This window comes from Stenotrophomonas indicatrix (genome assembly GCF_002750975.1).
Lineage (GTDB): Bacteria > Pseudomonadota > Gammaproteobacteria > Xanthomonadales > Xanthomonadaceae > Stenotrophomonas > Stenotrophomonas indicatrix.
In genome coordinates, this window is sequence record NZ_PEJS01000001.1 from 1,787,789 (window position 1) to 1,811,115 (window position 23,327).

A 23,327-nucleotide genomic window follows, 5' to 3' on the forward strand; every position below is an offset into this window, starting at 1 on the left:
GAGCCAGCGCTTCGGAACATCCGCCGGGCGTGGCCCGGCGCTACCATGGCCAACCCTTCGGAACATCCGCCGGGCATGGCCAACCCTTCGGTAGCGCCGGGCCATGCCCGGCGAGCGCAGCGGTACATGACCGCCGAAACGAAAAAGGCCGCGATGCAGGGCATCGCGGCCTTGGGCTCCAGCGCTGGCGCGTGGAATCAGCGGATCTTGTTGAACAGCGACATCGACTGCATCTGCGAGAACAGCGTCTGTGCCGCCTGCAGCGCGGTGCTTTCCAGCTGGTACTGGCTCAACGCATCGGCGTAGTCCAGGTCGCGCATCTCCGACAGCGTGGTCTTCAGCGTCACGCCATTGGCCTCACGCATCTCCGCCGCGTTGTCCAGCGCCTTCAGCTGCGCGCCACCGGCAGCGCGCGAATCGATCATCCGTTCCGCCGCGCGGCCGACATCACGCAATGCGCTCTGCAGCTCGTTCTGCTGCGCGGCCATCTTCGCCGGGGTGCCGGTATCGGCATCCAGTGCGGCGATCAGCTTGTCCATGGTGCCGAAGATGTCGCGGCTGCTGGCGGCCTGCACGTTGAAGCTGTCACCTGTTGCTGGCGCGCCAGCGATCTGCAGGCGAACGCCATTGATCTCCAGTTCGCTGCCGGCCTTGTAGGTGCCGGTGCCGGTTACGTTGCCGGCGCCGTCCAGCACTTCGTACTGATCGGCTGCGGTGAAGCGCACGCTGAACGATTGCCCGTTCCAGCTGTCGCTGCCATCACGGGTGATGTTGGTCAGCACGCCGTTGCCGGCGTTGCCTGCCGCTGCGCTGCCATCGACGAAGCCATCGCCGGTGGGGATGCGCAGGAAGATCTCGCTGCCGGGCAGGGCGTCGCGCACGTAGGTATCCGGGCCGACTTCCACCTGGCGCTGGGTCTGGTCGCCGCGATAGACAACCTTGCCGTCAATCTTGGCGAACGGCGGATCGCTGTCGTTGGTGCCGCCGAACACGTAGCGGCCGGTGCCGTCGCTGCTGTTGGCCAGCGACAGCAGGCCCTCGCGGATCTGGTTCAACTCGGTGATCAGGGTCTTCTTGTCGGGCGCACTCAAGGCGGGATTGCTGGCCTGGATGGTCAGATCGTTGACGCGCGCCATCAGGTCGTTGACCTGGGCCAGGGTGTTTTCCTGCACGCCCAGGCGGTTCTGCACGTTGTTGCCATTGAGCTTCATGCGTTCCAGTGCGGCCAGGCTGCGGTCCAGGCCCACCGCAGCGCCTGCAGCGACCGGATCGTCCTTGGCGCTGACGATCTTGCTGCCGGTGGCGATCTGCTGTTCCAGGTGGCTGAGCTTGGCCTGCTTGGCCATCATCAGCGCAACCGACTGGCTGTACATCATTCCGGTGGAGATGCGGTTGCTCATCGGCGCACGGCTCCCAGGATGGTCTGGAACATGGAATCGGCGGTGGAGATCAACTGCGAGGCGGCCTGGTAGGCCTGTTGCAGGCGCAGCATGTCGGCCGCCTCCTCATCGAGGTTGACGCCGGACACTTCGTCACGCGCTGCCTGTGCCTGGTCGGCGATCACCTGCTGCGCCCCCAGCGAATACTCCGCCGAACGCGCTGCTGCACCGACCTGGGTGGTCAGCCCGCCCAATGCGCCGCCCAGCGTCACCGTGCCGGCGTTGAACGCCTTGGCCGATTCCACCTTGGACAGCTTGGTGGCATTGCTGTTGTCCGACGAGCCGGCCGGAGTCGGGGTGATGTTGAAGGTGTCGCCATTCTTCGGCACGCCATCGAGCACGAAGCTCCAGCCGTTGGCGCTGATGGTCTGCCCGGGCGTATAGGTCTGCGGCGGGCCGCCATCGATGGTGTAGGTGGTGGCCGAGGTGAACACGATCGCAGCAGGATTGCGCAGGTTGGCGTTGGCCGCATCGGTCACGGTCACGCCGCTCAGCTTGCCGGTGCCGGTGTTGGCCAGTGCGGCAGCGCCCTTGATGGCGGCGGCCGCGGCAATGCGCGACGGATCGGTGATCGCCATCTCCAGGCTGCCGGCTACGCCAGCCGTCGGCTGCAGCAGGAAGCGGTCGTTGGCCGCCGGGCTGCCCCCCACCACCAGCTTCACGCCGTTGATGATCAACGGGTCGGCAGCGGTACCGGTGCCGGTCAGCGGGACGCTGGCGCCGGTGTCGGCGCGGCTGGCGGCCCAGTTGCTGCCATCGAACTTGAGCACGATGTTCTGTGCTTCCAGCTTGCCGAGGTCGCCGTAGCTGGCGGTGATCGCGCCGGTGCCGGTGTTGCCGGCATTGCCGGTGACACGCGGCGTGCCGATGTTGAAGAAGTCGCCGCCCATCTGTCCGTACAGATCCACGCCCTGGCGATGGGTGCTGTTGAACGTCTCGGCCAGGCCCACAGCCAGCTTGCCCAGTTCGGCCTGGGCCGGGGTCAGCACGGTGTCGCGGAACTCGAGCAGGCCGCCGATCTGGCCGCCCACGGCCTTCGGGTCCAGGGTGATGGTGCCGCCCTGGGTCTGCAGCGCCAGCTGCAGGCGCTCGGGCTGGTACGGGTCGGCCACCGTGGTGACCTTCGATGCAGTGGTGCCCACCACCAGCGCCTGGCCGCCGGCGGTGTAGACGTTCATGATGCCGCCGTCCTGGATCACCGCGGTGCCGCCGGTGTAGCCCACCAGCTGCGAGATCAGCTGGTCGCGGCGGTCCAGCAGGTCGGGTGCGGCGTTGGCGATGTTGGTGCCGATGGCACCGTTGATCTGCGCGATCTCCGACGCCAGCCGGTTGACTTCGGTGGCACCGGCCATCAATCCGTTGTTGACCTCGCCATTGAGGTTGTTCAGGTGGGTGTTGAGCTGGCTGAAGCGGTTGGCCAGGGCCTTGGCGCCATCGAGCATGTTCTGCCGGTCGGCCGTGCCCGCTGCGTTGGAGGACAGGCCGCTGACGGTATCGAAAAAGCTCGACCAGACCCCGGCCACGTTGGTGGCCGCGTCGGAGAACAGGGCATTGACCCGGTCGGCCATGCCCGAGAGCTGCTTCAGGCGTGCCAGTTCGCCGCCGCTGTCGAGCAGGCGCGAGATCGCCAGCTGGTCGGCGGCGCGGCGGATGTCGACGATGCGGGTGCCGTTGCCAACGTCACCATAGCCGTAGTTCTGCGGGGTGGCGGTGGCGAAGTCGACCTTCTGCCGGCTGTAGCCGGGAGTGTTGAGGTTGGCCACGTTGTGGCTGGTGGTGGCCAACGCACGCTGGAAGGCGAGCAGGGCACTGGTACCGGTGGAAAGTACGCTGGACATGGGGTTCCTCAACGACGGGTGATACCCAGCGCCGCGGTTGCGGTGCTGGCGAAGGTCTGGCCGATGCGTGAGCCGGCGTCGGCCACGGCGGCCACGGCGCGCTCGATGGTCGGGCCGCCGGCGATCGCGGCGATCTTGGCCGCGTAGCGCGGGTCGGTGGCGTAGCCGGCGCGTTGCAGGCCGCGCGCGAAGCCCTGCACATCGGTGCCGGCCTGCAGTGCCTGCTGGTAGCGCGGGCTGGTCTTCAGCAGGCGCACGTAGTCGGCAAAGCTCTCTGCGGGCGAGGTGTAGGCGCGGAAGCTGGCGGTCTCGTTGCGGCGCACGCCATCGACATACTCATGGGTGCCGGCGGTAGCGCTCTGGCCCTTCCAGCCGGTGGCCTTGATGCCGAACAGGTTGTGCGAGGTGCTGCCATCGGCATGCTTGATCTGGCGCTTGCCCCAGCCGGTTTCCAGCGCTGCCTGGGCAACCAGGGCGCGCGCGTCCACGCCCAGTTCCTTGGCCGCGCTCTGCGCGTGCTGCCAGATGCTGGCGACGAAGCCCTCCGGGGTGTGTGCGCCCAACTGGGCGACGGCGGTGCGCGTGGCCAGTGCATCGGCCGGGGTGCCGCTGCTGCCGCGGTTGCTGGCGGTCGGCGCCCACTGGTCGCTGGCAGCGGCCCAATCGGCGCCACCGATGGCACCGGCATAGGGATCGTCGGTACCCAGCGACCGATGCATGCCGCTGCTTTCCCGGCCCGCAATCAGGTCCAGCGCCTGCTCCATCGGGGCGAGGGAGGACTGCGCGCCATCCTGCACACCGGCCGCCATCTGCTGCAGCATGCGCACGGCCTGGCCGGCGTCCTGCAGCGGCAGCGACGGCGCTGCGGGCGCATTGAGCTGGTAGGCGCGGCTGGCCTTGGCCGGGTCCACCCGGGTATCCAGCGCCGGGCCGTCGGCCTGCGCGCCGGACAACTGGCGGGTGATCATGCTCGACAGGCCCAGGCCCTTGCCGCGGGTCATCGCCTCGGCGATCTTCTGGTCGTACATCTCCCGGAACATCTTGTTCTCACCCGGGAACAGCGAATCGCCGAAGCTGGCGTCACGCATGCTCTTGACCAGCATCTGCGCGAACTGGCCTTCAAGCTGGCGCGCGACCTTGTCGATCTTGGCCGGGTCGTTCTGCTGGGCCGGGCTGAGTTCGAATGCGGGAGTGATGCGCATGTCAGATCACCTCGAGCTCGGCGCTCAGGGCGCCGGCCTGCTTCAGTGCTTCCAGGATCGCGATCAGGTCACCCGGTGCCGCGCCAACGGCGTTCACCGCATGCACGATCTCGTCCAGGGTGGTGCCGCCGTTGAACTTGAACATCCGGCTGCCATCGTTGGTAGCGGTGATGGTCGACTGCGGCGTGGCCACGGTCTGGCCACCGGCAAAAGCGTTGGGTTGGCTGACGTTGGTGTTTTCCTGGATGGTCACCGTCAACGAGCCATGCGAGATCGCGGCCGGGCCGACACGCACCTGCTGGCCGATGACCACGGTGCCGGTACGCGAGTTGACCACTACCTTGGCCGGTGCAGCGCCCGGGGTCAGTTCCAGGTTTTCGATACGGGCCAGCAGGCCGATGCGCGCACCGGCATCGGTGGGCGCACGCACGGCAACGGTACCGCCGTCCACGGCACGCGCCGAACCCTCGCCGAAAGCATTGTTGAGCGCACCGACCATCCGCGAGATGGTGGTGAAGTCGCTGTTGTGCAGGTTCAGGGTGATCTCGCCGCTGGCACCGAACACATCCGGCAGGGCGCGCTCAACGGTCGCACCGTTGGGGATGCGGCCGACGCTGGGCACGTTCACCGAGACGCGCGAACCGTCCTTGCCCTGTGCACCGAAGCCGCCCACGATCAGGTTGCCCTGGGCAATCGCGTAGACCTGGCCGTCGGCACCGCGCAGCGGCGCCATCAGCAGCGAGCCACCGCGCAGCGACACGGCGTTGCCGATCGAGGACACGGTGATGTCGATCGGCTGGCCGGGCTTGGCGAACGGCGGCAGCTCGGCGTGGATCGCCACTGCCGCCACGTTCTTCAGCTGCGGGTTGACGTTGGCCGGTACGTTGACGCCCAGCTCGCCCAGCAGGTTCTTCAGGCTCTGCACGGTGAAGGGCGCCTGGCTGGTGCGGTCGCCGCTGCCATCCAGGCCGACCACCAGGCCGTAACCCACCAGTGCATTGCCGCGCACGCCCCCCACCTGGGCCAGGTCCTTGATGCGCTCGGCGCTGGCGGGGGCAGCCACTGCGAAGACCATGAACACGGCACAGTAGAGCGACGCTGCGCGTCGCTGCCAGGAAGAAGAGAAGGAGAGTTTCATGGCCATACTCAGAACGGCGTCAGGCCGGAGTTGAAGAAGCGGCTCAGCCAACCCATCGCGTTGGACTGCGCGACAGGGCCGCGGCCGCCATAGACGATGCGCGCTTCGGCCACGCGGCTGGAAGGCACGGTGTTGTCCGCGCTGATGTCGCCGGGGCGCACGATGCCCTGTACCTGCACCAGCTCATCACCCTGGTTCAGGCGCAGGTTCTTCTGCCCCTGCACCACCAGGTTGCCGTTGGGCAGGCGCTGCACCACGGTCACGGTCACGTTGCCCTGCAGGCGGTTGCTCTGCGCGCTGTTGCCCTTGCCGGTGAAGTCGCGTGCGCCCTTGGCCGTTGCACTCAGGATGTCCTTGCCGCCCAGGGTGACCGGTGCACCGAGAATCGACGGCGTGCCGAGGCTCAGGTTCGATTCCTTGTTGGTGGCGGTGTTGGCGCTGGTCTGCGCGGTGGTGTTTTCCAGCAGGGTGATGGTCAGCAGGTCGCCGACATCGCGCGCACGGCGGTCCGAATACAGCTGCAGGGTCGGGCCGGCGGCGTAGATCGCGCCGGCGGTCGGTTCGGCCTGCGGCGGCATGATCGGCTGCAACGGCGCCATCGTCGGATAGGGGCGCACGTCGCCAGCGATCACGCAGCCGCCGAGCAGGGCAGCCACGGCGCAGGCGAGGGCAGTACGGGCGAAGGAAGAAAGGGGCGACATGGCAGTTTCCCGGTGAGGGCGGTCAGAGCTTGTTGCTGAGGTAGCCGAGCATCGAGTCGGTGGTCGAGATCGCCTTGGCGTTCATTTCGTAGGCGCGCTGGGTTTCGATCATCGACACCAGCTCTTCCACCACGTTGACGTTGCTGCCTTCCAGCGCACCCTGCACCACGGTGCCCAGGCCGTTCAGGCCGGGATTGCCGTTCTGCGCCGGGCCGGAGGCGGTGGTTTCCAGGAACAGGTTTTCACCACGTGCCTGCAGGCCCGCCGGATTGACGAAGTCGGTAAGGGTCAATGCACCCACTTCCACCGATGCCGCGCCGTCGGCCATCTTCACGCTGATGGTGCCGTCGGTGCCGATGGTCACCGACTGCGCGCCTTCGGGAATCTGGATGCCCGGCTGCACCGGGTAGCCGCTGTTGGTGACCAGCTCGCTGTCCTGGTTGATCTTGAACGAGCCGTCGCGGGTGTAGGCCGAGCTGCCGTCGGGCATCTGCACTTCGAAGAAGCCGCGGCCGTTTACCATCACGTCAAGCGCGCGGCCGGTCTGCTGCTGGCTGCCCTGCTCGAAGTTCTTGGCGGTGGCCACCACGCGCACGCCGGTGCCGATCTGCAGGCCGGTGGGCAGCTGGGTCTGTGCCGAAGAGGAACCGCCGGGCTGGCGCACCTGCTGGTACAACAGGTCCTCGAAGCTGGCGCGGTCCTGCTTGAAGCCGGTGGTGTTGGTGTTGGCGAGGTTGTTGGAAACCACCGACATGCGCATCTGCTGCGCATCCAGTCCGGTTTTCGCGATCCACAATGCCTGGTTCATCTTCGGAGTCCTGTCTGGGTGAAGCCGGCCGCGCGGTGCGGCCCATGGGGTAGGGAGTGCAAGCGGCGTGCCAGCACCGGCGCGGGCCGGTGCCGGAATTCCGTCAGCTGCCCAGGCGCAACAGGCTGTTGGCGCTGCGCGCGTTGTCATCGCCGTGCTTGATCACCTGCACCTGCATTTCGTACTGGCGCTGCAGCTGGATCATCTGCACCAGCGCGCCGGCGGCATCGACGTTGCTGCCTTCCAGCTGGCCGCTGTGCACCGCCGTGCCCTGCGCCTGGGCGAACGGCTGCAGCGGATCGGTATTGCGGAACAGGCCATCCAGGCCGCGTTCGAGGCGATCATCCGGCGCCTGCACCACCTTGATCCGGCCGATCATCGCCATCGTCTGCGGGCCTTCGCCCTGCGGGATGATCGAGATCGTGCCGTCGTTGCCGATCTCCATCGCCTGGTAGGGCGGAATCGCGATCGGGTTGTTGTTGTCGTCCAGCACCGGACGGCCGCTGGAGGTCACCAGCTGGCCGTTCGGGGTCACCGACAGCGCGGCGCCACGGGTGTAGGCCTCGCTGCCATCGGTGGACTGCACGGCAAGCCAGGTGCCGGTCTGCAACGACAGGTCCAGCGGCTTGCCGGTGATGTGCTGCGCGCCGGCCGTGCGGTTGAAACCCGCATCGACGTGCAGTGCATCCACCCGCGAGGCAAAGCCCGGGCCACGGATCGGGAAGGCTTCGGTGTTGGCCAGCGCTTCCTTGAAGCCGGGGGTGTCCGAGTTGGCGAGGTTGTGGCTGAGCGTTCCCTGCGCCTGCAGGGAGGCGCGGGCACCGGTCATCGCCACGTAAAGGGCTTTATCCATGCGGGGAGTTCCGTGACAGGGTCAGCAGGTCATCAACGGATGTTGATGACGGTCTGGGTGATCTGGTCCTGGGTCGTGATCATCTGCGCGTTGGCCTGGAAGTTGCGCTGCGCGGTGATCATGTTGACCAGCTGTTCGGTCAGGTCGACGGTGGAGGATTCCAGCGAACCGGCCTGGATCTTGCCGAGGTTGGAGGTGTCGGCGGCGCCGGTGCGCGGCGTGCCCGAATCGAAGGTCTCCACCCACAGGTTGTTGCCCTTCTGTTCCAGGCCCTGCGGATTGTTGAAGCTGGTCAGTGCCACTTGGCCCAGCGGCTTGTCGTCGCCGTTGGAATAGCGGGCGAACACCACGCCGGTTTCCGAAACGGTGATCTCGTTGAGCTTGCCGGCCGCGTAGCCATCCTGCTGGGTATTGCGCAGGGCGAACTTCTCGCCGTACTGGGTCGAGCCGCTCACATCCAGCGTCATGTTCAGCACGCCGGCGCCGGTGGTCGGGGTGAAGGTGCCCAGGCTGATCTTGCCGTTGGCCGGTGCGGTCAGCTTGCCGGCGTTGTCGAAGGTCAGCGGGGTGGGCGTACCGGCCGGCTGGCCATCGACGTAGTTGTGCACCGTCCAGGCGTTGGTGGCCGCTTCCTTCACGAAGTAGGACACCTGGGTGTGGCTGACGCCCAGCGAGTCATACACGGTGATGCCGCCGCTGGAATGGCTGTAGCTGTTGGAATTGGTGGGGTCGAAGGTGGTCACCGTCGGCTGCTTGGCATTGCCGGGCAGGGTGAAGCCGACCTTGACCTCGCTGGTCTGCTTGGGCGGGCTGTCGGTGGTCAGCAGCTGCAGGTCGACCAGGCGGCCGGCGTCGAAGTTGGTGCCGTCGGCGTTCGGAGCGAACACCTGCAGGCGTGCGCCCTGCGGGTTGACCACGTAGCCGGCGGCGTCGGTCTGGAAGTTGCCGGCGCGCGAGTACACGCGTGCACCGTTCATGTTCATGGTGAAGAAGCCCTCACCGGAAATGGCCATGTCCAGGCTGCGGCCGGTCTGCTCGTTGTTGCCCTGGATGAACTGCTGGGCCACGTTGGAGACGCGCACGCCCGAACCGATCGCGTTCTTGGACAGGCCGTAGCTGGTGGCGGCGAACAGGTCGGCGAATTCCGCACGCGACTGCTTGAAGCCGGTGGTGTTGACGTTGGCCACGTTGTTGGCGGTGACGCTCAGGTCCGAGTTGGCAGCGTTGATGCCGGACAGGGAAATGTTGAAGCCCATGGGATGCTCCTGTTGGATGCGGTAGGTGCGGCTCAGCTGACGCGGAGCACGTAGTCGAGAGGGGCCGTGCCCAGGCCCTTGAGATTCAGGTAGAGGCCGTCGGAACCGACGGTCACGCTTTCCACCGGTGCCTGCACGAAGGTGGACAGCTTGGTGCTCTTGCCGGTGGTGTCGACGTGGTTGGCGACGATGTTGTACTTGCCCGGCTCCATGCGCTTGCCGTTGGCATCCTTGCCATCCCAGGTGAACGCGGTCTCGCCGGCGGCCTTGGCTTCAACGCTGATCGAGGTGACCTTGGCGCCGTTGGCGTCGGTGACGTCCACGGTGACGATGCCGGCGGCCGGCGCGGCAACCGTGCCCTCCACCGAGCCTTCCTTTTCCAGCACCAGCTTTTCCGAGGGCACCAGCACCTGGTGGCCGACCAGGGCGGCACCGCGCAGCACCTGGTCGCTGGCCATCGACTCCTGGAAGCCCTTCACCGACTTGTTCAGATCGGTGATGCCCTGCACGGTCGACATCTGCGCCATCTGCGAGACCATCTGCGTGTTGTCCATCGGCTTCAGCGGATCCTGGTGCTGCAGCTGCTCGGTCATCAGGCGCAGGAAATCGGCCTGGTCCAGCGTGTTCTTCTTCTTGGTGGCGTTGCTGTTGGGGGCGTTCAGGCCGAGTGCGGCGTAGACGTCCTGGTTGCTCTGGTTGTTGACGGCAGTGGTCATGGCGGTGTCCGGTGCAGCGGGCCTCAGCGGCCCATGGTCAGGGTGGCCAGGGCCAGTTCCTTGGCGGTGGTCAACATCTCCACGCCGGCCTGGTAATTGCGCGAGGTCGAGATCAGGTTGACCATCTGCGCCACCGGATCGACGTCGGGCTGGTAGATGTAGCCATCGCCGTCGGCCAGCGGATGGCCCGGCTCGTAGCGCTTGATCGGCGCCGCGTTGCTCTGGGTGATCTCCTTGACCTGCACCGAGGTGATGTTCGGATCGGTCTTGCTGGTCACCGCCTGGAAGATCGGTTCCAGCGGCTTGTACACCGCGTCGGCCGAGCCGGCGATGCTGTCAGCGTTGGACAGGTTGGAGGCGATGGTGCTCATGCGCACCGACTGCGCCTGCAGCGCGGAGCCGGCGATATCGAAGATCGGCAGGTTGCTCATGGCTTATTGCCCCGTGATCGCGGTGAGCATGGAACGCACCTTGCTTTCGACGAAGCTCAGCGAAGCGCGGTATTCCAGTGCAGCGCGGCCATAGGCGGCGCGTTCGGCATCGGGGTCGACGGTGTTGCCGTCGATGCTGGGCTGTACGCCCTCGCGGGCCACCTGGAACGGGTTGAGGCCACTACCGATTTCGTAGTGCTGCTCGTTGGTGGTGGTCATCAGGCCGTTGGCATCCAGCCCCTGCGCATGGCGAAGGGCCGAATCGAAGTCCAGGTCCTGGGCCTTGTAGCCGGGGGTGTCGGCATTGCCGAGGTTGCTGGCGATCAGCTTCATGCGCTGTTCGCGCAACGGCATTGCCTGGGCATGGACGCCCAGGTAGTCGGTAATCAGGTTGCGCACGGTGCACTCCCACGGGAACGTTGCCCGGGAAGCTGCAAGCGGTGTGCCAGAACCGTGGTGCGCAACATCGCGCTCGCCGGGCATGGCCCGGCGCTACCGTGGGTCGGAGCAGGTGTCTGGTAGCGCCGGGCCGTGCCCGGCGGAGACGCGTGCGGCGGCCTTACGCCGCCATCGCCACCTTGCGCAGGCGGTCCAGCACGAAGTCGGCCAGCTCGTGCGGCGAATACTTGGCGACGAAGGCGTTGGCACCCACGCGCTCGACCATCGCATTGTTGAATACGCCCGACAGCGAGGTATGCAGCAGCACGTACAGCCCGGACAGGCCGGCATGGCGCCGGATTTCCGTCGTCAGCGTGTAGCCGTCCATCGCCGGCATCTCGATGTCCGAAATCACCATGGCGTAGCGTTCGGCCGGGTTTTCACCCGAGGCATGGATCTGCAGCAGGTGGTCCAGCGCCTGTTTGCCGTCCGAGAGCAGGGTCGCGCCCACCCCCAGCTGGTCCAGCACGCTGCGGATCTGCTGGCGCGCCACCCGCGAATCATCCACCACCAGCACCTGCAGCTGCGGGGCGTCGGCGGGCATCGCCATGGCCGGGTCGAGCACGGCCTCACCGCGCACCTGGGCGATGTCGGCCAGCACGCTTTCCACGTCGATCACCTGGATCAGCTCGCCCTGGAAGCGGGTCACCGCGGTCAGGTAGCTCGATTCAGCGCCCAGTTCCGGCGGCGGGTGGATGTCTTCCACCGCGATGTTGACGATGCGCTCCACGCCGCTGACCAGGAAGCCCTGGATCGAGCGGTTGAACTCGGTCACCACCAGGTAACCGGGTGCGGTGTCCGCATCGGGCTCGCGCTCGGGGTGGCCGATGGCCAGGCCCAGGTCCAGCACCGGCACCGAACGGCCGCGCACGTCGGCCACGCCGGCGAACTGGCCGGGCAGGCCGGGCACCTGGAACAGTTCCGGGCGGCGCAGCACTTCCTGCACCTTGAAGACATTGACGCCAAAAAGCTGACGTCCGCCGAGGCGGAACAGCAGCAGCGCCAGGCGATTGTGGCCGGCCAGTCGGGTTCGCTGGTCGATCCGGTTGAGCAGGTCATGGGACATGGCTGCTGTATCGGCGCGGGCAGGGGGGAACTTGAGGGCGAGTGCAGGGCCGCGGCCGGGAAGCTGTCCGCCCTGTGCCTGTGGCACGCAGCTTGCACGCGTCTGGGCCAGGTCTTACCGACAGGAGGCGCCATGCGCCGCATTGTTCTTTTCCTTGCCACTGCAATGGCCGTGGCCGCGCCGTGGGCAACCGCTGCCGACTGGCAGGCGGTGGCCAGCATCCGTGCTGCCGCGTTGTCGACCCTGGCCGCCGGCACTGAAGGTGAGGCCGTGGTTGCTGATGCGCTGCGCCTTCCGCGTTGCGGCGGCGCGTTGCAGGTGCAGCCCACGGCAAACACCACCGTGGAAGTGAGTTGTCCCGACGCCGGTGGCTGGCGCCTGTTCGTGCCGGTGAAGGTGCGCCGCAACCAGACCGTGCTGGTGCTGACCCGTGGCATCGGCACTGGAGAATCCATCGCCGCCGCCGATATCAGTACTGCCCAGCGTGACGCGGCACGGATTGCCGGCGCAGTGCTGGCCGATCCTGCCGCAGCGATCGGCCGCATCGCCCGTCGGCCGTTGCCGGCAGGAACACTGTTGTCGAGCAACGATCTGGTTGCACAGCGTCTCATCAAGCGAGGAGACAGTGTGGCACTGGTATCGCGGCGTGGTTCGGTCGAGGTCCGCATCGCCGGCCGCGCACTGGGCGATGCCGGCCAGAACGAGCGCGTCTCGGTGGAAAACCTGTCCTCGCGCCGTATCGTGCAGGGCACGGTGGACGCGACCGGTGACGTAATCGTGGCGCGTTGAAATAATGCAGAATTCCCCTAAAGATCACGGCCCTGCGGCCGTTATCCCTTGTGTACGGCAACTCCAGGACACCCCATGAGCCAGAAAATCGACGGCAACCTGCAGGTCCCCCAGGCACTGCGCAGCGTGACCACCCCGGCCGCCAAGCCCGGCGTCAGCACCGATTCGGCGGCACGTCCAGTCGAGGCGGCCGACAGCCTGCGCCTGACCGGCGAAGCCACCAACCTGCAGGCCATCGAGCGTGAGCTGAGCACCGCCCCGGCGATCGACGCCCAGCGTGTTGCAGCGGTGCGCGAATCGCTGCAGAACGGCACCTACAAGATCAATCCGGACGCGATCGCTTCGCGCATGCTTGAACTGGACCAGCAGCTGCAAGGATGACCGCGGCGATGAGCGAGCCGCTGCAGCGCCTTGCCCAGGCCCTGGACGTTGAACGCCAGGCCCTGGTCGAGCACGACGTGCACGCCCTGATCCGTGCCACCGGCGCGAAGCTGGAAGCGCTGCGTGCGCTGGAAGGCGCGCCACCGGTGGGCGAGGGCGAGCAGCTGCAGGAACTGGCCGAGCGCAACCGCGCCAACGGGGTGCTGCTGTCGCGGCGCCGGCGCGAGGTCAACTGGGCACTGCGCCAGATGGGCCGCACCGAAGAGTCCTCGGCATACGATGCGAAGGGCCAGTCGCATACCGTCACCGCGCGGCGGCCACTCGCCGTCGCCTGACAGGACCGGCGGTCGGCTGACCGCCCGATGGCGGCTGTAGGCCGCCGCATGAACGCGTATATTGGGCGCCTGTTTGATCGCCCCGAGCCGCCGTGTCTGCCGCCAACGTTCTGGTTACCGCCCCCCTTCCGCCGCAACCGGTGCTGCAGGCCCTGCTTGAGCGCCTGCGCGAAGGCCTGCTGCTGTTCACCGAAGATGGGCAGGTCGCCCTGGCCAACCCGGCCGCGCAGAGCCTGCTGGGCAGCGATGAAGGCACCTTGCCGCCGCCACAGCGCCTGCGCCAGCTGCTGCCGCCGGATGCGCTCGAACATGCGCGCCAGCACGGTCACTGGAACGGCAGCCTGCCGCTGGGCGAGGGCGTGGTCATCGCCCATCTGTACTTCCATGGCGAACCCGGTTCGGGGCACTACCTGGCCTTGTTCCGCCATATCGAAGGCCAGGAAGACTACGAACGCGAACTGCAGCAGCGCCATGCCGAACTGCGCCAGGCCTACCTGCGCTTGAACGGCACCCAGGAAAAGCTGCTGCAGTCGGAAAAGATGGCGTCCATCGGCCAGCTTGCCGCCGGCGTGGCGCACGAGATCAACAACCCGATCGGCTACGTGCATTCCAACCTGGGCAGCCTGCAGGAATACCTGCGCAGCCTGTTCACGGTGATCGAGGCCTACGAACGCGCCCTGCGTGCGCCCGACCCGAAGGCGTTGATTCCGGAAATCGACGATATCCGTGACCGCCTGGACATCGATTTCATCAGCCGCGACCTGCCGCAGCTGATGGCCGAGTCACGCGAAGGCATCGAGCGCGTCACCCGCATCGTGCGCGACCTGAAGGACTTCTCCTATTCCGGCCGCGACGAATCGTGGAAGCTGGTCGACCTGCATTCCGGCCTTGAATCGACCATCAACATCATCTGGAACGAGCTCAAGTACAAGGTGCACCTGGTGCGCGAGTTCGGCCAGCTGCCGCTGGTGGAATGCCTGCCCTCGGAGTTGAACCAGGTCTACATGAACCTGCTGCTCAACGCCGGCCACGCCATCGCCGAGCGCGGCACGATCACCGTGCGTACCGGCGTGGACGGCGACACGGTGTGGGTCGAGTTCGAAGACACCGGCGGCGGCATTTCGCCGGAACTGCGCCAGCGCATCTTCGATCCGTTCTTCACCACCAAGCCGGTCGGCAGCGGTACCGGGCTGGGCCTGTCGATCTCCTACAGCATCATCAACAAGCACCACGGCCGCATCGATCTGGACAGTACCCCGGGCGTCGGCTCGCGCTTCCGCCTGGTGCTGCCGATCAAGCAGCCGCGCTGAAGCAGCACGGTAGTGCCGGCCGCTGGCCGGCAACCCGATGAACCTGGAAACCCCGCATCTGCCGGCCAGCGGCCGGCACTACCCGTGTGCGGGGTTCAGCGCAGCGGCGAACGATCCTCACCGCCGTCGGCCGGCTCGACAGCCGCCAGGCCACCGTTGCTGCGCCGCTGTTCCTCGTAGGTGCGGAAGGCCTGGTGGATGTGCTTGCGCAGCTCGTCGTCGTTCCACGGCTTGGTCAGGAACCGGTAGATCGCACCGCGGTTGATCGCATCGGTCACCGTGTTAAGGTCGGTGTAGCCGGACAGCACCAGCCGGATCGTGTCCGGGTACAGCATCTTCACCCGGCCCAGGAACTCGGTGCCGCTCATGTCGCTCATGCGCTGGTCGGACAGGATCACCTGCACATCGTTGATGGCCAGCAGATCGAATGCATCGCGCACGTTGCCTGCCGCCAGGATGCGGTACCCATCGCGGCGGAACAGGCGCACCAGCGAGCGCAGCACGTTCTCCTCGTCATCCAGCAGCAGCAGGGTGCGGTCCGGCCGGGTTTCGGCGAACGCTTCGGGGCGCAGGTAGCGGCGGCGCAGGGTCATGCCGGCGGCATCGGCGGACATCGGTTCGCCGAACAGGTAGCCCTGGAACACGTCGCAGTCGTTGCGGCGCAGGAAGCCCAGCTGTGCCTGCGATTCCACGCCGTTGGCGATCACCGTCATGCCCAGCTGATGGCCCATCGCAATGATCGCGCGTGCGATCGCCGCTTCACGGTTGCCGGCCGGGGCGCTCTTGATGAAGCTGCGGTCGATCTTCAGCTTGTCCACCGGGTAGCGCACCAGCGCACTCAGGCTCGAATCGCCGGTGCCGAAGTTGTCCAGGCTCAGGCTGATGCCTTCGTTGCGCAGGTTGGCCAGCGTTTCGTGGACGAAGTTGACGTTGTTGGTCAGCGCGCTTTCGTTGATTTCCAGTGTCAGCATCTGCGCCGGCACGCCGGACGCCTGGATCACGCCCATCACTTCGGCAAAGAAATTCGGGCGCAGCAGCTGCAGGGTGGACACATTCACCGCGATGGTGAAGTCATCAAAGCCCTGGTCGCGCCACAGCCGGGCCTGCTTCAATGCACCCTCCAGCACCCACGTACCAATCTGCACGATGATGCCCAGGCGCTCGGCGGTGCGCATGAAGCGCTCCGGTACCAGCATGCCCAGGGTCGGCGACTGCCAGCGCAGCAGCGCCTCCATGCCCACCACATGGCCATCGCGGGCACTGACCAGCGGCTGGTAACGCAGCTTCAGTTCGCCGTTGGGAATGGCATCGACGATCTGCCGCGCGATGATGCTCTCGCTGTGCGCGCTCGGCGGCGTGTCCACCGCATGGATGCGTACCGCATTGCCGCCTTCGCGGGCGGCCTGGTACAGCGCATCCTCGGCATGGTCGAGCAGGCGTGAGGCATTGCTGGCGTGCTCCGGGCACAGGCTCACGCCCAGCTTGCCGGTCATGAACAGCGTATAGGGCAGTACCGAGAGGGGCAGTTCCATCTGCTGGCGGATCTCTTCGGCGAAATCCTCGGCCAGGGGCAGATCGGCGGTGCGCGGCACGGCAATCAGGAACTCATCGCTGCCATGCCGCCACAGCATGCCGCGTCCGCGCAGGTAGGACTGCAGGCGCTGGGCCACCAGCACCAGGGCCTGGTCACCAACCTCCGCACTCATGTTCTCGTTGACCGAGGCGAAGTGGTCGATGTCCACATGCATCAGCATCAGCGGGGTACCTCCGGAGGCGGCTTCGGCGACCATCGCCTGCAACTCGGGGTTGCCGGCGCCGAGGCGATCAGGTGCATCATCGATGCTGACCGGGGGCAGGTTGGGGTTCCACATGGGCTCAGTATTCCGCTGACTCGACGGCCGCCGTAACAGCGGGCTGGTAAGGAAGGTGGACATCGACGAGGGTACCGGCGCCATGCGCCGACTCGATCCGCACGTGGCCGCCCACGCTCTGCGCGCGCTCGCGCATCACGATCAGGCCGAGGCCGCGCGGGCCATCCGGATCGAACCCTTCGCCATCGTCACGGATCATCAGGTGCAGCCCGCGCTGGTCGACGTCGCGCAGCTGCAGCACCACCTGGCTGGCGCGCGCGTGGCGCAGTGCATTGGTCAGGCTTTCCTGGGCGATGCGGAAGCAGGCCTGCTCGATGCTGTTGTCCGGGCGCGTGGGCAGCGATTCGATCTCGGCCTGCAGCTCGACGGTGGACGAGCGGAACAGCACGCGTGCCTGCCAGCTCAATGCCGCTTCCAGGCCCAGCGCATCCAGCTGCGGCGGCCGCAGCAGGGTGGAGATGTCGCGCAGCTTGGCGACAGTGGTATCAGCCAGGCTGACGATCTGCGCCAGGTCCTCGCCGCGCCGCTGCGCATCGTCCTCGTCCTGCGCCGCATAGGCCGACAGCTTGATCGCGGTGATCGCCTGGCCGATGTCATCGTGCAGGTCGCGCGAGATTGCCCGGCGCTCGTCCTCCTGCAGCGAGAACAGGCGGCCGGCCATCGCCTGCAGCTCGCGGTTGCTGGTCTCCAGCGCGCTTCGGGTCTGTTCGGATTCACTCAGGTCGCGCACGATCAGCAGCTTGCAGTCGCGGCCGCCGTAGCGCACGTCGCCCACCGCAATGCCAGCCTGGAAGCTGCGGCCATCGGCGCGCTGCATGGCCACCACGCTGCTGTGGCCCGGGCTGTGCTGCGGCTGCCCGGCGCGCATCTGCGCGCGCATCCGGGCCAGGTCGCCGCCTGCCACCAGGGCCGACAGCGGCTCGCCCAGCAGCGTGTGGCTGCCGTAGCCGAACAGGCCGGCCGCCCACGCATTGGCATACAGCACATGTTCGTCGGACAGGATCACCACGCCATCGGGCAGCACCCGCACCAGCTCGCGGAACTGCTCTTCGCGTTCGCGCAACAGGCGCCGCGACTGCTCACGCTCGGTCACGTCCTGCAACGTGCCCAGTATCCGGTCACGTCCGGCTTCATCCACGCCGCTGGCGGCACGCAGGTGCACCATCAGCGCACGGCCATCCATTGCCAGTACCGGCAGCAGCACGTCCACCTGCACCTGCTCACCCGAGCACAGCTCGGCCAGCACCTGGTCGGTCTGTGCCGCCGTGGCCGGGTCGGCTGCCACCAGCAGCTCGTCGAAACGGTGCCAGCGTCGCGCCTCGGGCGGGCGACGGCCCAGCAGGCGATAGACCTGGTTGGAGTAACGGCCCTGGCCGGTGGACGGGTCCAGCTCCCACGCGCCGATCCGGGCCAACTCGTGGGCTTCTTCCACGCGGGCCAATGCCTGGTCGCGCCGCAGTTGGGCCAGGTCTTCGGCCGTGCGGTCGATGGCGATCAGCAGGCGCGCAGTGTGGCCGTCGTAGTCGATCGCGTTCGAACGCAGTTCCATCTGCCGCAGGCTGCCATCACGCAGCTGCAACTGCGCGCGCAGGATGCACAGCTGGTCGGGCGCGCCGCGGATCTCCTCCAGCTTGGTCTGCAACGCCTGGTCCTGGCCGGGTGGCCAGAGCACGTCGATGGTCTGCGCCAGAAGCGCCTCGCGGTCCCAGCCGAAGGTGGTGCAGGCGGCCGGATTGGCATCGAGGATGGCCAGGCTGTCCAGGTCATACACCAGGATCGGGCCCGGGTTGCCCTCGAACATCTGCCGCAGGCGCAGTTCGGAGGCCTGCAGGCGGGCATGGGTGTGCAGCACGTGCTCGGCCAGCGGCCGCAGCAGCAGGTACAGCAGGCCGGCGCTGGCCAAAGCGAAGAACGCGCCCTTCATGCTCTGCCAGAGCGCCGCCTGCTGCGGGTCGGGCACCAGCGCGGTCACCGCGCCGTCGGTGGCGATCATCCAGGCCAGCGCCATCGCCAGGTAGCTCAGCACGATGCGCCGACGGTCGCGCCCCAGCGCCTGCGCCATCCGCGGGTCGGAAACAGGGGCGGTGCCGGTCGGTTCTACGGGCATGGACAGGGCAGGGAGGCGGGCAGGGAGAAGGGGTACGGGCCATCTTACCGCGCAGCTGTGCCCTGGCCACTCAATTATCCGCCGCAGGCGCCGTTAACCACTGCGTGCCCCGCTGTCGGGCGTTTCATCCGGAGCAAGATCGCGTGGACCAAGGGATCATCGCCAGCCTGCTGCAGCATCCGCTCGCCTCGGCGCTGGTCATCGTCGACCGCAGCGGGCGCCCGCTCGCGGCCAATCCGGCTGCGCGCGAGCATGGCCTGCCGGCCACGGTGGCCGCCTACGCGCCGATGCTGGAAGACCTGCGCCTGCTGGCCGCCGACGGTGGCATCGTCGCCTGCACGCTGCCGGGCGGCCCGCGCGGCCATTACGATGGCCACCTGCGCGCCGTGCATGACGGCAGCGGCAACCTGCTCGCCTTCACCCTCAGCGTGCCCGAGCCGGTGCCGGTTGATGGTGGCGGTCGCTGGGAACTTGCACTGGACAGCGCCGGCCACAGCCTGTGGGACTGGGACATCCCCAGCGACCGCGTGGCGCGCACGCCCGCGCTGGGCGAGGAAACGGCCACGCAGATACTGGCGCGCGTGCACGCCGACGACATCACCCAGGTGCGCGCCGCGCTGGATGAACACCTGCACGGCGACAGTGAGCAGTACAGCGCCCAGTTCCGCTTCCGCCAGGCCGATGGCCAGTGGCGATGGGTGCTGGACCGCGGCCGGGTGGTGGCCCGTACCGCCGATGGCCAGCCACTGCGCATGGTCGGCACCCATACCGACATCGAGCAGCAGAAGCAGCTGGAAGCCCTGCTGCAGGAGCAACAGCTGCATCTGCGCGAAGCCCAGCGCATCGCCAGCATGGGCAGCTGGTCGTTCGATCCGCACAGCCGGCAATTCTGGTGGTCGCCGGAACTGCGCTCGCTGCTGGCGCTGCGGCAGGACAGCATCCCGGGGCAGCGACGCTGGCTCAAGCAGCTGCACCCGCGCTCACGTGGTGCACTGCGTGCGGCCTGGCGCCGCCTGTGGCGCGATGGCCGGGCCGCTAACCTCGAACTGGAACTGACCCGCGGCAACGAACCCTCGCAGCATCTGCGGTTGTGGATGCAACCGTTGCTGGACATGGACGGGCAGCCCAAGCGCCTGCTGGGGCAGGTGCAGAACATCACCGAACAGCATCAGACCGATGCCCTCATCCGCTGGCGTACCGAGCTGCTCAACCGCGTGTCCGCGCTGGGGCGCATCGGTGGTTGCGAGATCGAAGTGGCGACGCGCAACATGCAATGGACCGAGGAGTGTTATCGCATCCACGGCCTGCGCAAGGAACCGATCACCCTCGACCAGGCGCTCGCGTTGTATGCCGAGGATTCGCGTGCGGCGTTTGAAGCCGCGCTGGGGCGCATTGCCGGTGGCGGCCTGCCGGAGCAGCTGGATCTGTGCTTCTACCGCCAGTCCGGGTTGCGCGTATGGGTGCAGGTGCTGATCGAACTGGACCGTCGTGATGGCCTGCCGCCGCGCTTTGTGGTCCTGTTCCGTGACATCACCCGCGAGCGCGAAGCGAACGAGCGGATTGAACTGCTTGCCCACTACGACCTGCTGACCGGACTGCCCAACCGGGTGCTGCTGGGCGAGCAGACCTCCGAAGCCATCGAGGAAGCGCGTGATCGCGGCACCTCGCTGGCGATGCTGTTCATCGATCTGGACGGCTTCAAGAACATCAACGACAGCTTCGGCCACGCCACCGGCGATGCGCTGCTGAAGGCCGCCGCAACCCGGCTGCACCAGAACCTGCGCAACAACGACCTGTTCGGCCGCTTCAGCGGCGACGAGTTCATCGTGGTGCTGCGCGACCTGGCCGAACCGGAAGATGCCGGGCACGTGGCGCGCAAGCTGATCAACTCGCTGGCCGAGCCGCTGCGCCGTGGCGACACCACCTTGAAAGTGGGCGCCAGCGTGGGCATCGCCATGCTCGGCGAGAGCCAGACCGACTTCGATTCGCTGCTGCGCGCTGCCGACGCGGCGATGTACGCGGCCAAGGAAGCTGGTCGCAATACCTATCAGTATTACAGCCAGGACGCGCTGGCGCGGATCCAGCGCCGGCTGGAGATCGAGCACGGCCTGCACGGCGCCATCGAGCGCGACGAGTTCAGCCTGGCCTACCAGCCACTGCTGCACGCCCATCACGGCGAGCCCCCCGCAATCGAGGCGTTGCTACGCTGGCATCGCCCGGGCATCGGCTACTGCAGCCCGGCAGAATTCATTCCGATCGCCGAAAAGTGCGGCGAAATCGTCCGCATCGGCGACTGGGTATTGTCCGAAGCCTGTCGCCAGGCAGCCGCGTGGGATCGTGCCGGCCTGCATTTCGAGCGCATCGCCGTAAACGTGTCGGCGGTGCAGTTGCGTGATCGTGGCTTTGCCGAGCGCGTGATCGAGATCTGCCACGCGCATGGCTGGCCGCCGCAGCGGCTGGAGCTGGAGTTGACCGAATCTGCGTTGATCCGTGACACCGACATCCTGCGCCACTGCTTCGATGTGCTGGAACGGCACGGCGTGCCGCTGGCAGTGGACGACTTCGGTACCGGCTTCTCCAACCTCAACTACCTCAACCGTTTCCCGGTCGGCCGCCTGAAGATCGACCGCAGCTTCGTGCAGGGCATGCTGCACGACTCGGGCACCGCCGAGGTGACCCAGGCCATCGTCCATCTTGGCCACGCACTGGGCATGAAGGTGGTGGCCGAGGGCGTGGAAACGCACCAGGAAGAGGACATGCTGCGCCGCCAGGGCTGCGACGAGATCCAGGGCTACCTGTACTCGCGCCCGCTCACACCGCGCGACCTGGCGCAGTGGCTGCGCCAGCAGCACCTCGCCCCAGGCCGCACCGATGCCGCCAGCGAAGTGATGCTGGCGCGCTGACATACTCATCCACGCATGGCGTGGATCTACTCCAAGGCTAGCCCTGGTGGGTGCCGTTGGGCAAGCCTGGGGGGGGGGGGGGGCGACCGTTGGGCACGCTTTGGTGGGTGCCGACCGTTGGTCGGCACTGATGCCTGCACTCGCAGCCATCCACGCATGGCGTGGATCTACTGCGGCGCGGCAACCAAGCGCTTCGGAAATTCGGAGCGAAGTCGTGCGCGTACCGCTTCGACCACCTCTACATAGCGTCGGCGCTGGATGAAATAGCCTATGTAGAACAGCACCAGGGCCACCAGCATCGGCCACGCAGCGGGTCGGACGAGGATGACCGGCACCAGCATCAGTGTCAGGCCCAGCGCGAACCAGCTGCACAGCCCGATCACCCGCACCTCCCTGCGCCGTGCATCGATCATCACCCGCCCGCGCATCAGCGGAAAGTAGCGACGGCCAACGCTCGGCACGAAGCTCTCGCGAAAGGCGATGCTGCCGTCCGGCAGCGCGCGGAACACCAGGCAAAGCCAGGTATCGGGCGGCAGGTCATGCTCCAGACCGGCCAGTGAAAGCTGCGCCAGCTCTGCCGGCGTAGCGGCGATGCGCTGGTTGAACAGCGCGATGCCGGTGCGGAAGAAGAACGGCGCCCAGAGGGCCAGCAGCAGGAGTTCGATCAGCAGCAATGCGATCAGGGCGATGGCCATCGGTCTTCCATGAACGGGACCGGCGCATCATGCCATAGCGATTACGCCACGCCAGTAGATCCACGCCAAGCGTGGATGATGTCAGGACATCCGTAGCGTTGTGGCGTGCACGCCCGAGAAAGCGCAGGTGGCCAGCAGTCCCTCTGGATCAATCCTCTTCCGCCAGATCACTGAGATCCAAAATCTGTGGATCAACACTGTGCGCGACGATGTTTCGGATCATTCCCGGCCTGGGCCGAAGTGAATAGGCTCGCATCGTATGGATGGGATTGAATTCCAGCCACGGGCAGGATGAGTGTCCCACGATAACCGGCATGTTGAAGTTTATGTCCTTGGGGTCATCCAGTGGCAGGGTCCATTTGCCGCCGTGATGCTCCCACACTACATCGCCCAGATATCGTGCAAACACAACCCTCAAAGCATTCTGTTCGTCCTCCGATAGCGTTGCAGCCATCGTCGTGTACAGGATCTCCAGGCGATCAAGGCTCTCCAGGCTGCCGTCAAGGTCGATGCCGTGGACGTGCGCCTGGTCGACAAGCCATTCAATCTGGTCGTCCATGATCATCAAAAATTGTTCGAAGGCTTCGTGGGCCTTGTGAAGGTCTAGCGTCATGCTGATGTCTGGGTTGCAAAAAGGCAGTGTGTCCTGCCGGCTCGGCTCAAGCCATGCAACAATTCTCAAATCGCTGTTGGCAGCGGGCACTAATCGACAGGAAGACCTGAGATGGCTGGTGCTCGGGTGAAAGCCATCCACGCATGGCGTGGATCTACCTCAAGGCTTCCCCATCCAACCCTAGGTCCCACGCCAGGCCCAGCACGTCATCGCCGGCTGCCGGTGGGGCAGGGCGCGCGTCGGCCAGCTTCTGCAGCTCCTGGATTTCTTCGCGGGCCACCTCTTCCAGCTGGCGCAGCTGCTCACGTACGCCCGCATTGCGCGGGCGCTCGTTCTCGTTGATCGGGGGCAGGGCGCGGATCAGGGTCATGGTGCGCTTGCAGGATGCATCCAAAGGCGGGTCACACGCAAAGGCCCCGGCAGAACCGGGGCCTCGC

General features: G+C 66.8%; 22 protein-coding genes. 5 read left to right on the top strand and 17 right to left on the bottom strand.

The features are described 5' to 3' along the window. Positions 1-197: 197 nt before the first annotated feature. From flgL to CR918_RS08340, 12 genes are all read right to left on the bottom strand, one after another. Positions 198-1,400, bottom strand: coding sequence for a flagellar hook-associated protein FlgL (gene flgL, locus CR918_RS08285; RefSeq protein WP_033831049.1), 1,203 nt, complete (start codon positions 1,398-1,400; stop codon positions 198-200). Further along, complete coding sequence (flgK, locus tag CR918_RS08290; RefSeq protein WP_099842440.1) at positions 1,397-3,277, bottom strand: flagellar hook-associated protein FlgK; 1,881 nt, start codon at positions 3,275-3,277, stop codon at positions 1,397-1,399. The genes flgL and flgK overlap by 4 nt, the downstream gene beginning before the upstream one ends. Before the next feature lie 8 nt (positions 3,278-3,285). Then, on the bottom strand, positions 3,286-4,479 hold the full coding sequence (gene flgJ, locus CR918_RS08295) for a flagellar assembly peptidoglycan hydrolase FlgJ (protein WP_099842441.1): 1,194 nt from the start codon (positions 4,477-4,479) through the stop codon (positions 3,286-3,288). 1 nt (position 4,480) lies between these two features. Next, entirely contained in the window at positions 4,481-5,623 is a 1,143-nt protein-coding gene (locus tag CR918_RS08300) for a flagellar basal body P-ring protein FlgI (RefSeq protein ID WP_025879103.1), read from the bottom strand. 2 nt (positions 5,624-5,625) lie between these two features. Further along, positions 5,626-6,318, bottom strand: a complete 693-nt coding sequence (flgH, locus tag CR918_RS08305) for a flagellar basal body L-ring protein FlgH (RefSeq protein ID WP_025879104.1) — start codon at positions 6,316-6,318, stop codon at positions 5,626-5,628. A 22-nt stretch (positions 6,319-6,340) separates the two neighbouring features. Continuing rightward, on the bottom strand, positions 6,341-7,126 hold the full coding sequence (gene flgG, locus CR918_RS08310) for a flagellar basal-body rod protein FlgG (protein ID WP_025879105.1): 786 nt from the start codon (positions 7,124-7,126) through the stop codon (positions 6,341-6,343). A gap of 103 nt (positions 7,127-7,229) precedes the next feature. After that, positions 7,230-7,979: a flagellar basal body rod protein FlgF gene (locus CR918_RS08315; protein WP_025879106.1), complete on the bottom strand. Its 750-nt coding sequence runs from the start codon at positions 7,977-7,979 to the stop codon at positions 7,230-7,232. Between the two features lie 32 nt (positions 7,980-8,011). Beyond that, the gene (flgE, locus tag CR918_RS08320; RefSeq protein WP_032974827.1) at positions 8,012-9,235 is read right to left on the bottom strand and encodes a flagellar hook protein FlgE; all 1,224 of its coding nucleotides are present in this window, start codon (positions 9,233-9,235) and stop codon (positions 8,012-8,014) included. Positions 9,236-9,267: 32 nt separating this feature from the next. Beyond that, complete coding sequence (locus tag CR918_RS08325) at positions 9,268-9,951, bottom strand: flagellar hook assembly protein FlgD (RefSeq protein ID WP_025879108.1); 684 nt, start codon at positions 9,949-9,951, stop codon at positions 9,268-9,270. Positions 9,952-9,974: 23 nt separating this feature from the next. Beyond that, the gene (gene flgC / locus CR918_RS08330) at positions 9,975-10,382 is read right to left on the bottom strand and encodes a flagellar basal body rod protein FlgC (protein ID WP_025879109.1); all 408 of its coding nucleotides are present in this window, start codon (positions 10,380-10,382) and stop codon (positions 9,975-9,977) included. A 3-nt stretch (positions 10,383-10,385) separates the two neighbouring features. Beyond that, on the bottom strand, positions 10,386-10,781 hold the full coding sequence (gene flgB, locus CR918_RS08335; protein ID WP_025879110.1) for a flagellar basal body rod protein FlgB: 396 nt from the start codon (positions 10,779-10,781) through the stop codon (positions 10,386-10,388). 160 nt (positions 10,782-10,941) lie between these two features. Then, positions 10,942-11,886 (bottom strand): chemotaxis protein, encoded by a 945-nt coding sequence (locus CR918_RS08340; RefSeq protein ID WP_025879111.1) that lies wholly within the window; start codon positions 11,884-11,886, stop codon positions 10,942-10,944. A 132-nt stretch (positions 11,887-12,018) separates the two neighbouring features. On the opposite strand from CR918_RS08340, the gene flgA reads away from it, so the two are divergent. The 4 genes from flgA to CR918_RS08360 all read left to right on the top strand — a co-directional run bounded on the left by flgA (position 12,019) and on the right by CR918_RS08360 (position 14,701). Continuing rightward, positions 12,019-12,675 (top strand): flagellar basal body P-ring formation chaperone FlgA, encoded by a 657-nt coding sequence (flgA, locus tag CR918_RS08345; RefSeq protein WP_099842442.1) that lies wholly within the window; start codon positions 12,019-12,021, stop codon positions 12,673-12,675. Between the two features lie 75 nt (positions 12,676-12,750). Beyond that, the gene (flgM, locus tag CR918_RS08350; RefSeq protein ID WP_025879113.1) at positions 12,751-13,056 is read left to right on the top strand and encodes a flagellar biosynthesis anti-sigma factor FlgM; all 306 of its coding nucleotides are present in this window, start codon (positions 12,751-12,753) and stop codon (positions 13,054-13,056) included. Further along, the gene (locus CR918_RS08355) at positions 13,053-13,391 is read left to right on the top strand and encodes a flagella protein (RefSeq protein ID WP_025879114.1); all 339 of its coding nucleotides are present in this window, start codon (positions 13,053-13,055) and stop codon (positions 13,389-13,391) included. Before flgM ends, CR918_RS08355 begins: the two co-directional genes overlap by 4 nt. 92 nt (positions 13,392-13,483) lie before the next feature. After that, positions 13,484-14,701 carry an ATP-binding protein gene (locus CR918_RS08360; RefSeq protein WP_025879115.1) on the top strand — a complete coding sequence of 406 codons (1,218 nt, stop codon included), beginning with the start codon at positions 13,484-13,486 and terminating at the stop codon, positions 14,699-14,701. Between the two features lie 95 nt (positions 14,702-14,796). Here the strand turns inward: CR918_RS08360 and CR918_RS08365 are convergent, their stop codons facing one another. Continuing rightward, positions 14,797-16,572 (bottom strand): EAL domain-containing protein, encoded by a 1,776-nt coding sequence (locus CR918_RS08365; RefSeq protein WP_025879116.1) that lies wholly within the window; start codon positions 16,570-16,572, stop codon positions 14,797-14,799. 4 nt (positions 16,573-16,576) lie between these two features. Continuing rightward, positions 16,577-18,679, bottom strand: a complete 2,103-nt coding sequence (locus CR918_RS08370; protein ID WP_099842443.1) for a sensor histidine kinase — start codon at positions 18,677-18,679, stop codon at positions 16,577-16,579. Between the two features lie 143 nt (positions 18,680-18,822). Between CR918_RS08370 and CR918_RS08375 the strand changes: the two genes are divergently transcribed. Beyond that, positions 18,823-21,582, top strand: a complete 2,760-nt coding sequence (locus tag CR918_RS08375; protein WP_025879118.1) for a bifunctional diguanylate cyclase/phosphodiesterase — start codon at positions 18,823-18,825, stop codon at positions 21,580-21,582. Between the two features lie 167 nt (positions 21,583-21,749). Here the strand turns inward: CR918_RS08375 and CR918_RS08380 are convergent, their stop codons facing one another. The 3 genes from CR918_RS08380 to CR918_RS08390 form a co-directional block, all read right to left on the bottom strand. Then, complete coding sequence (locus CR918_RS08380; RefSeq protein ID WP_025879120.1) at positions 21,750-22,277, bottom strand: hypothetical protein; 528 nt, start codon at positions 22,275-22,277, stop codon at positions 21,750-21,752. Between the two features lie 148 nt (positions 22,278-22,425). After that, entirely contained in the window at positions 22,426-22,890 is a 465-nt protein-coding gene (locus CR918_RS08385; RefSeq protein ID WP_099842444.1) for a hypothetical protein, read from the bottom strand. A 154-nt stretch (positions 22,891-23,044) separates the two neighbouring features. Continuing rightward, complete coding sequence (locus CR918_RS08390) at positions 23,045-23,260, bottom strand: hypothetical protein (RefSeq protein WP_080148816.1); 216 nt, start codon at positions 23,258-23,260, stop codon at positions 23,045-23,047. Positions 23,261-23,327 lie beyond the last annotated feature (67 nt).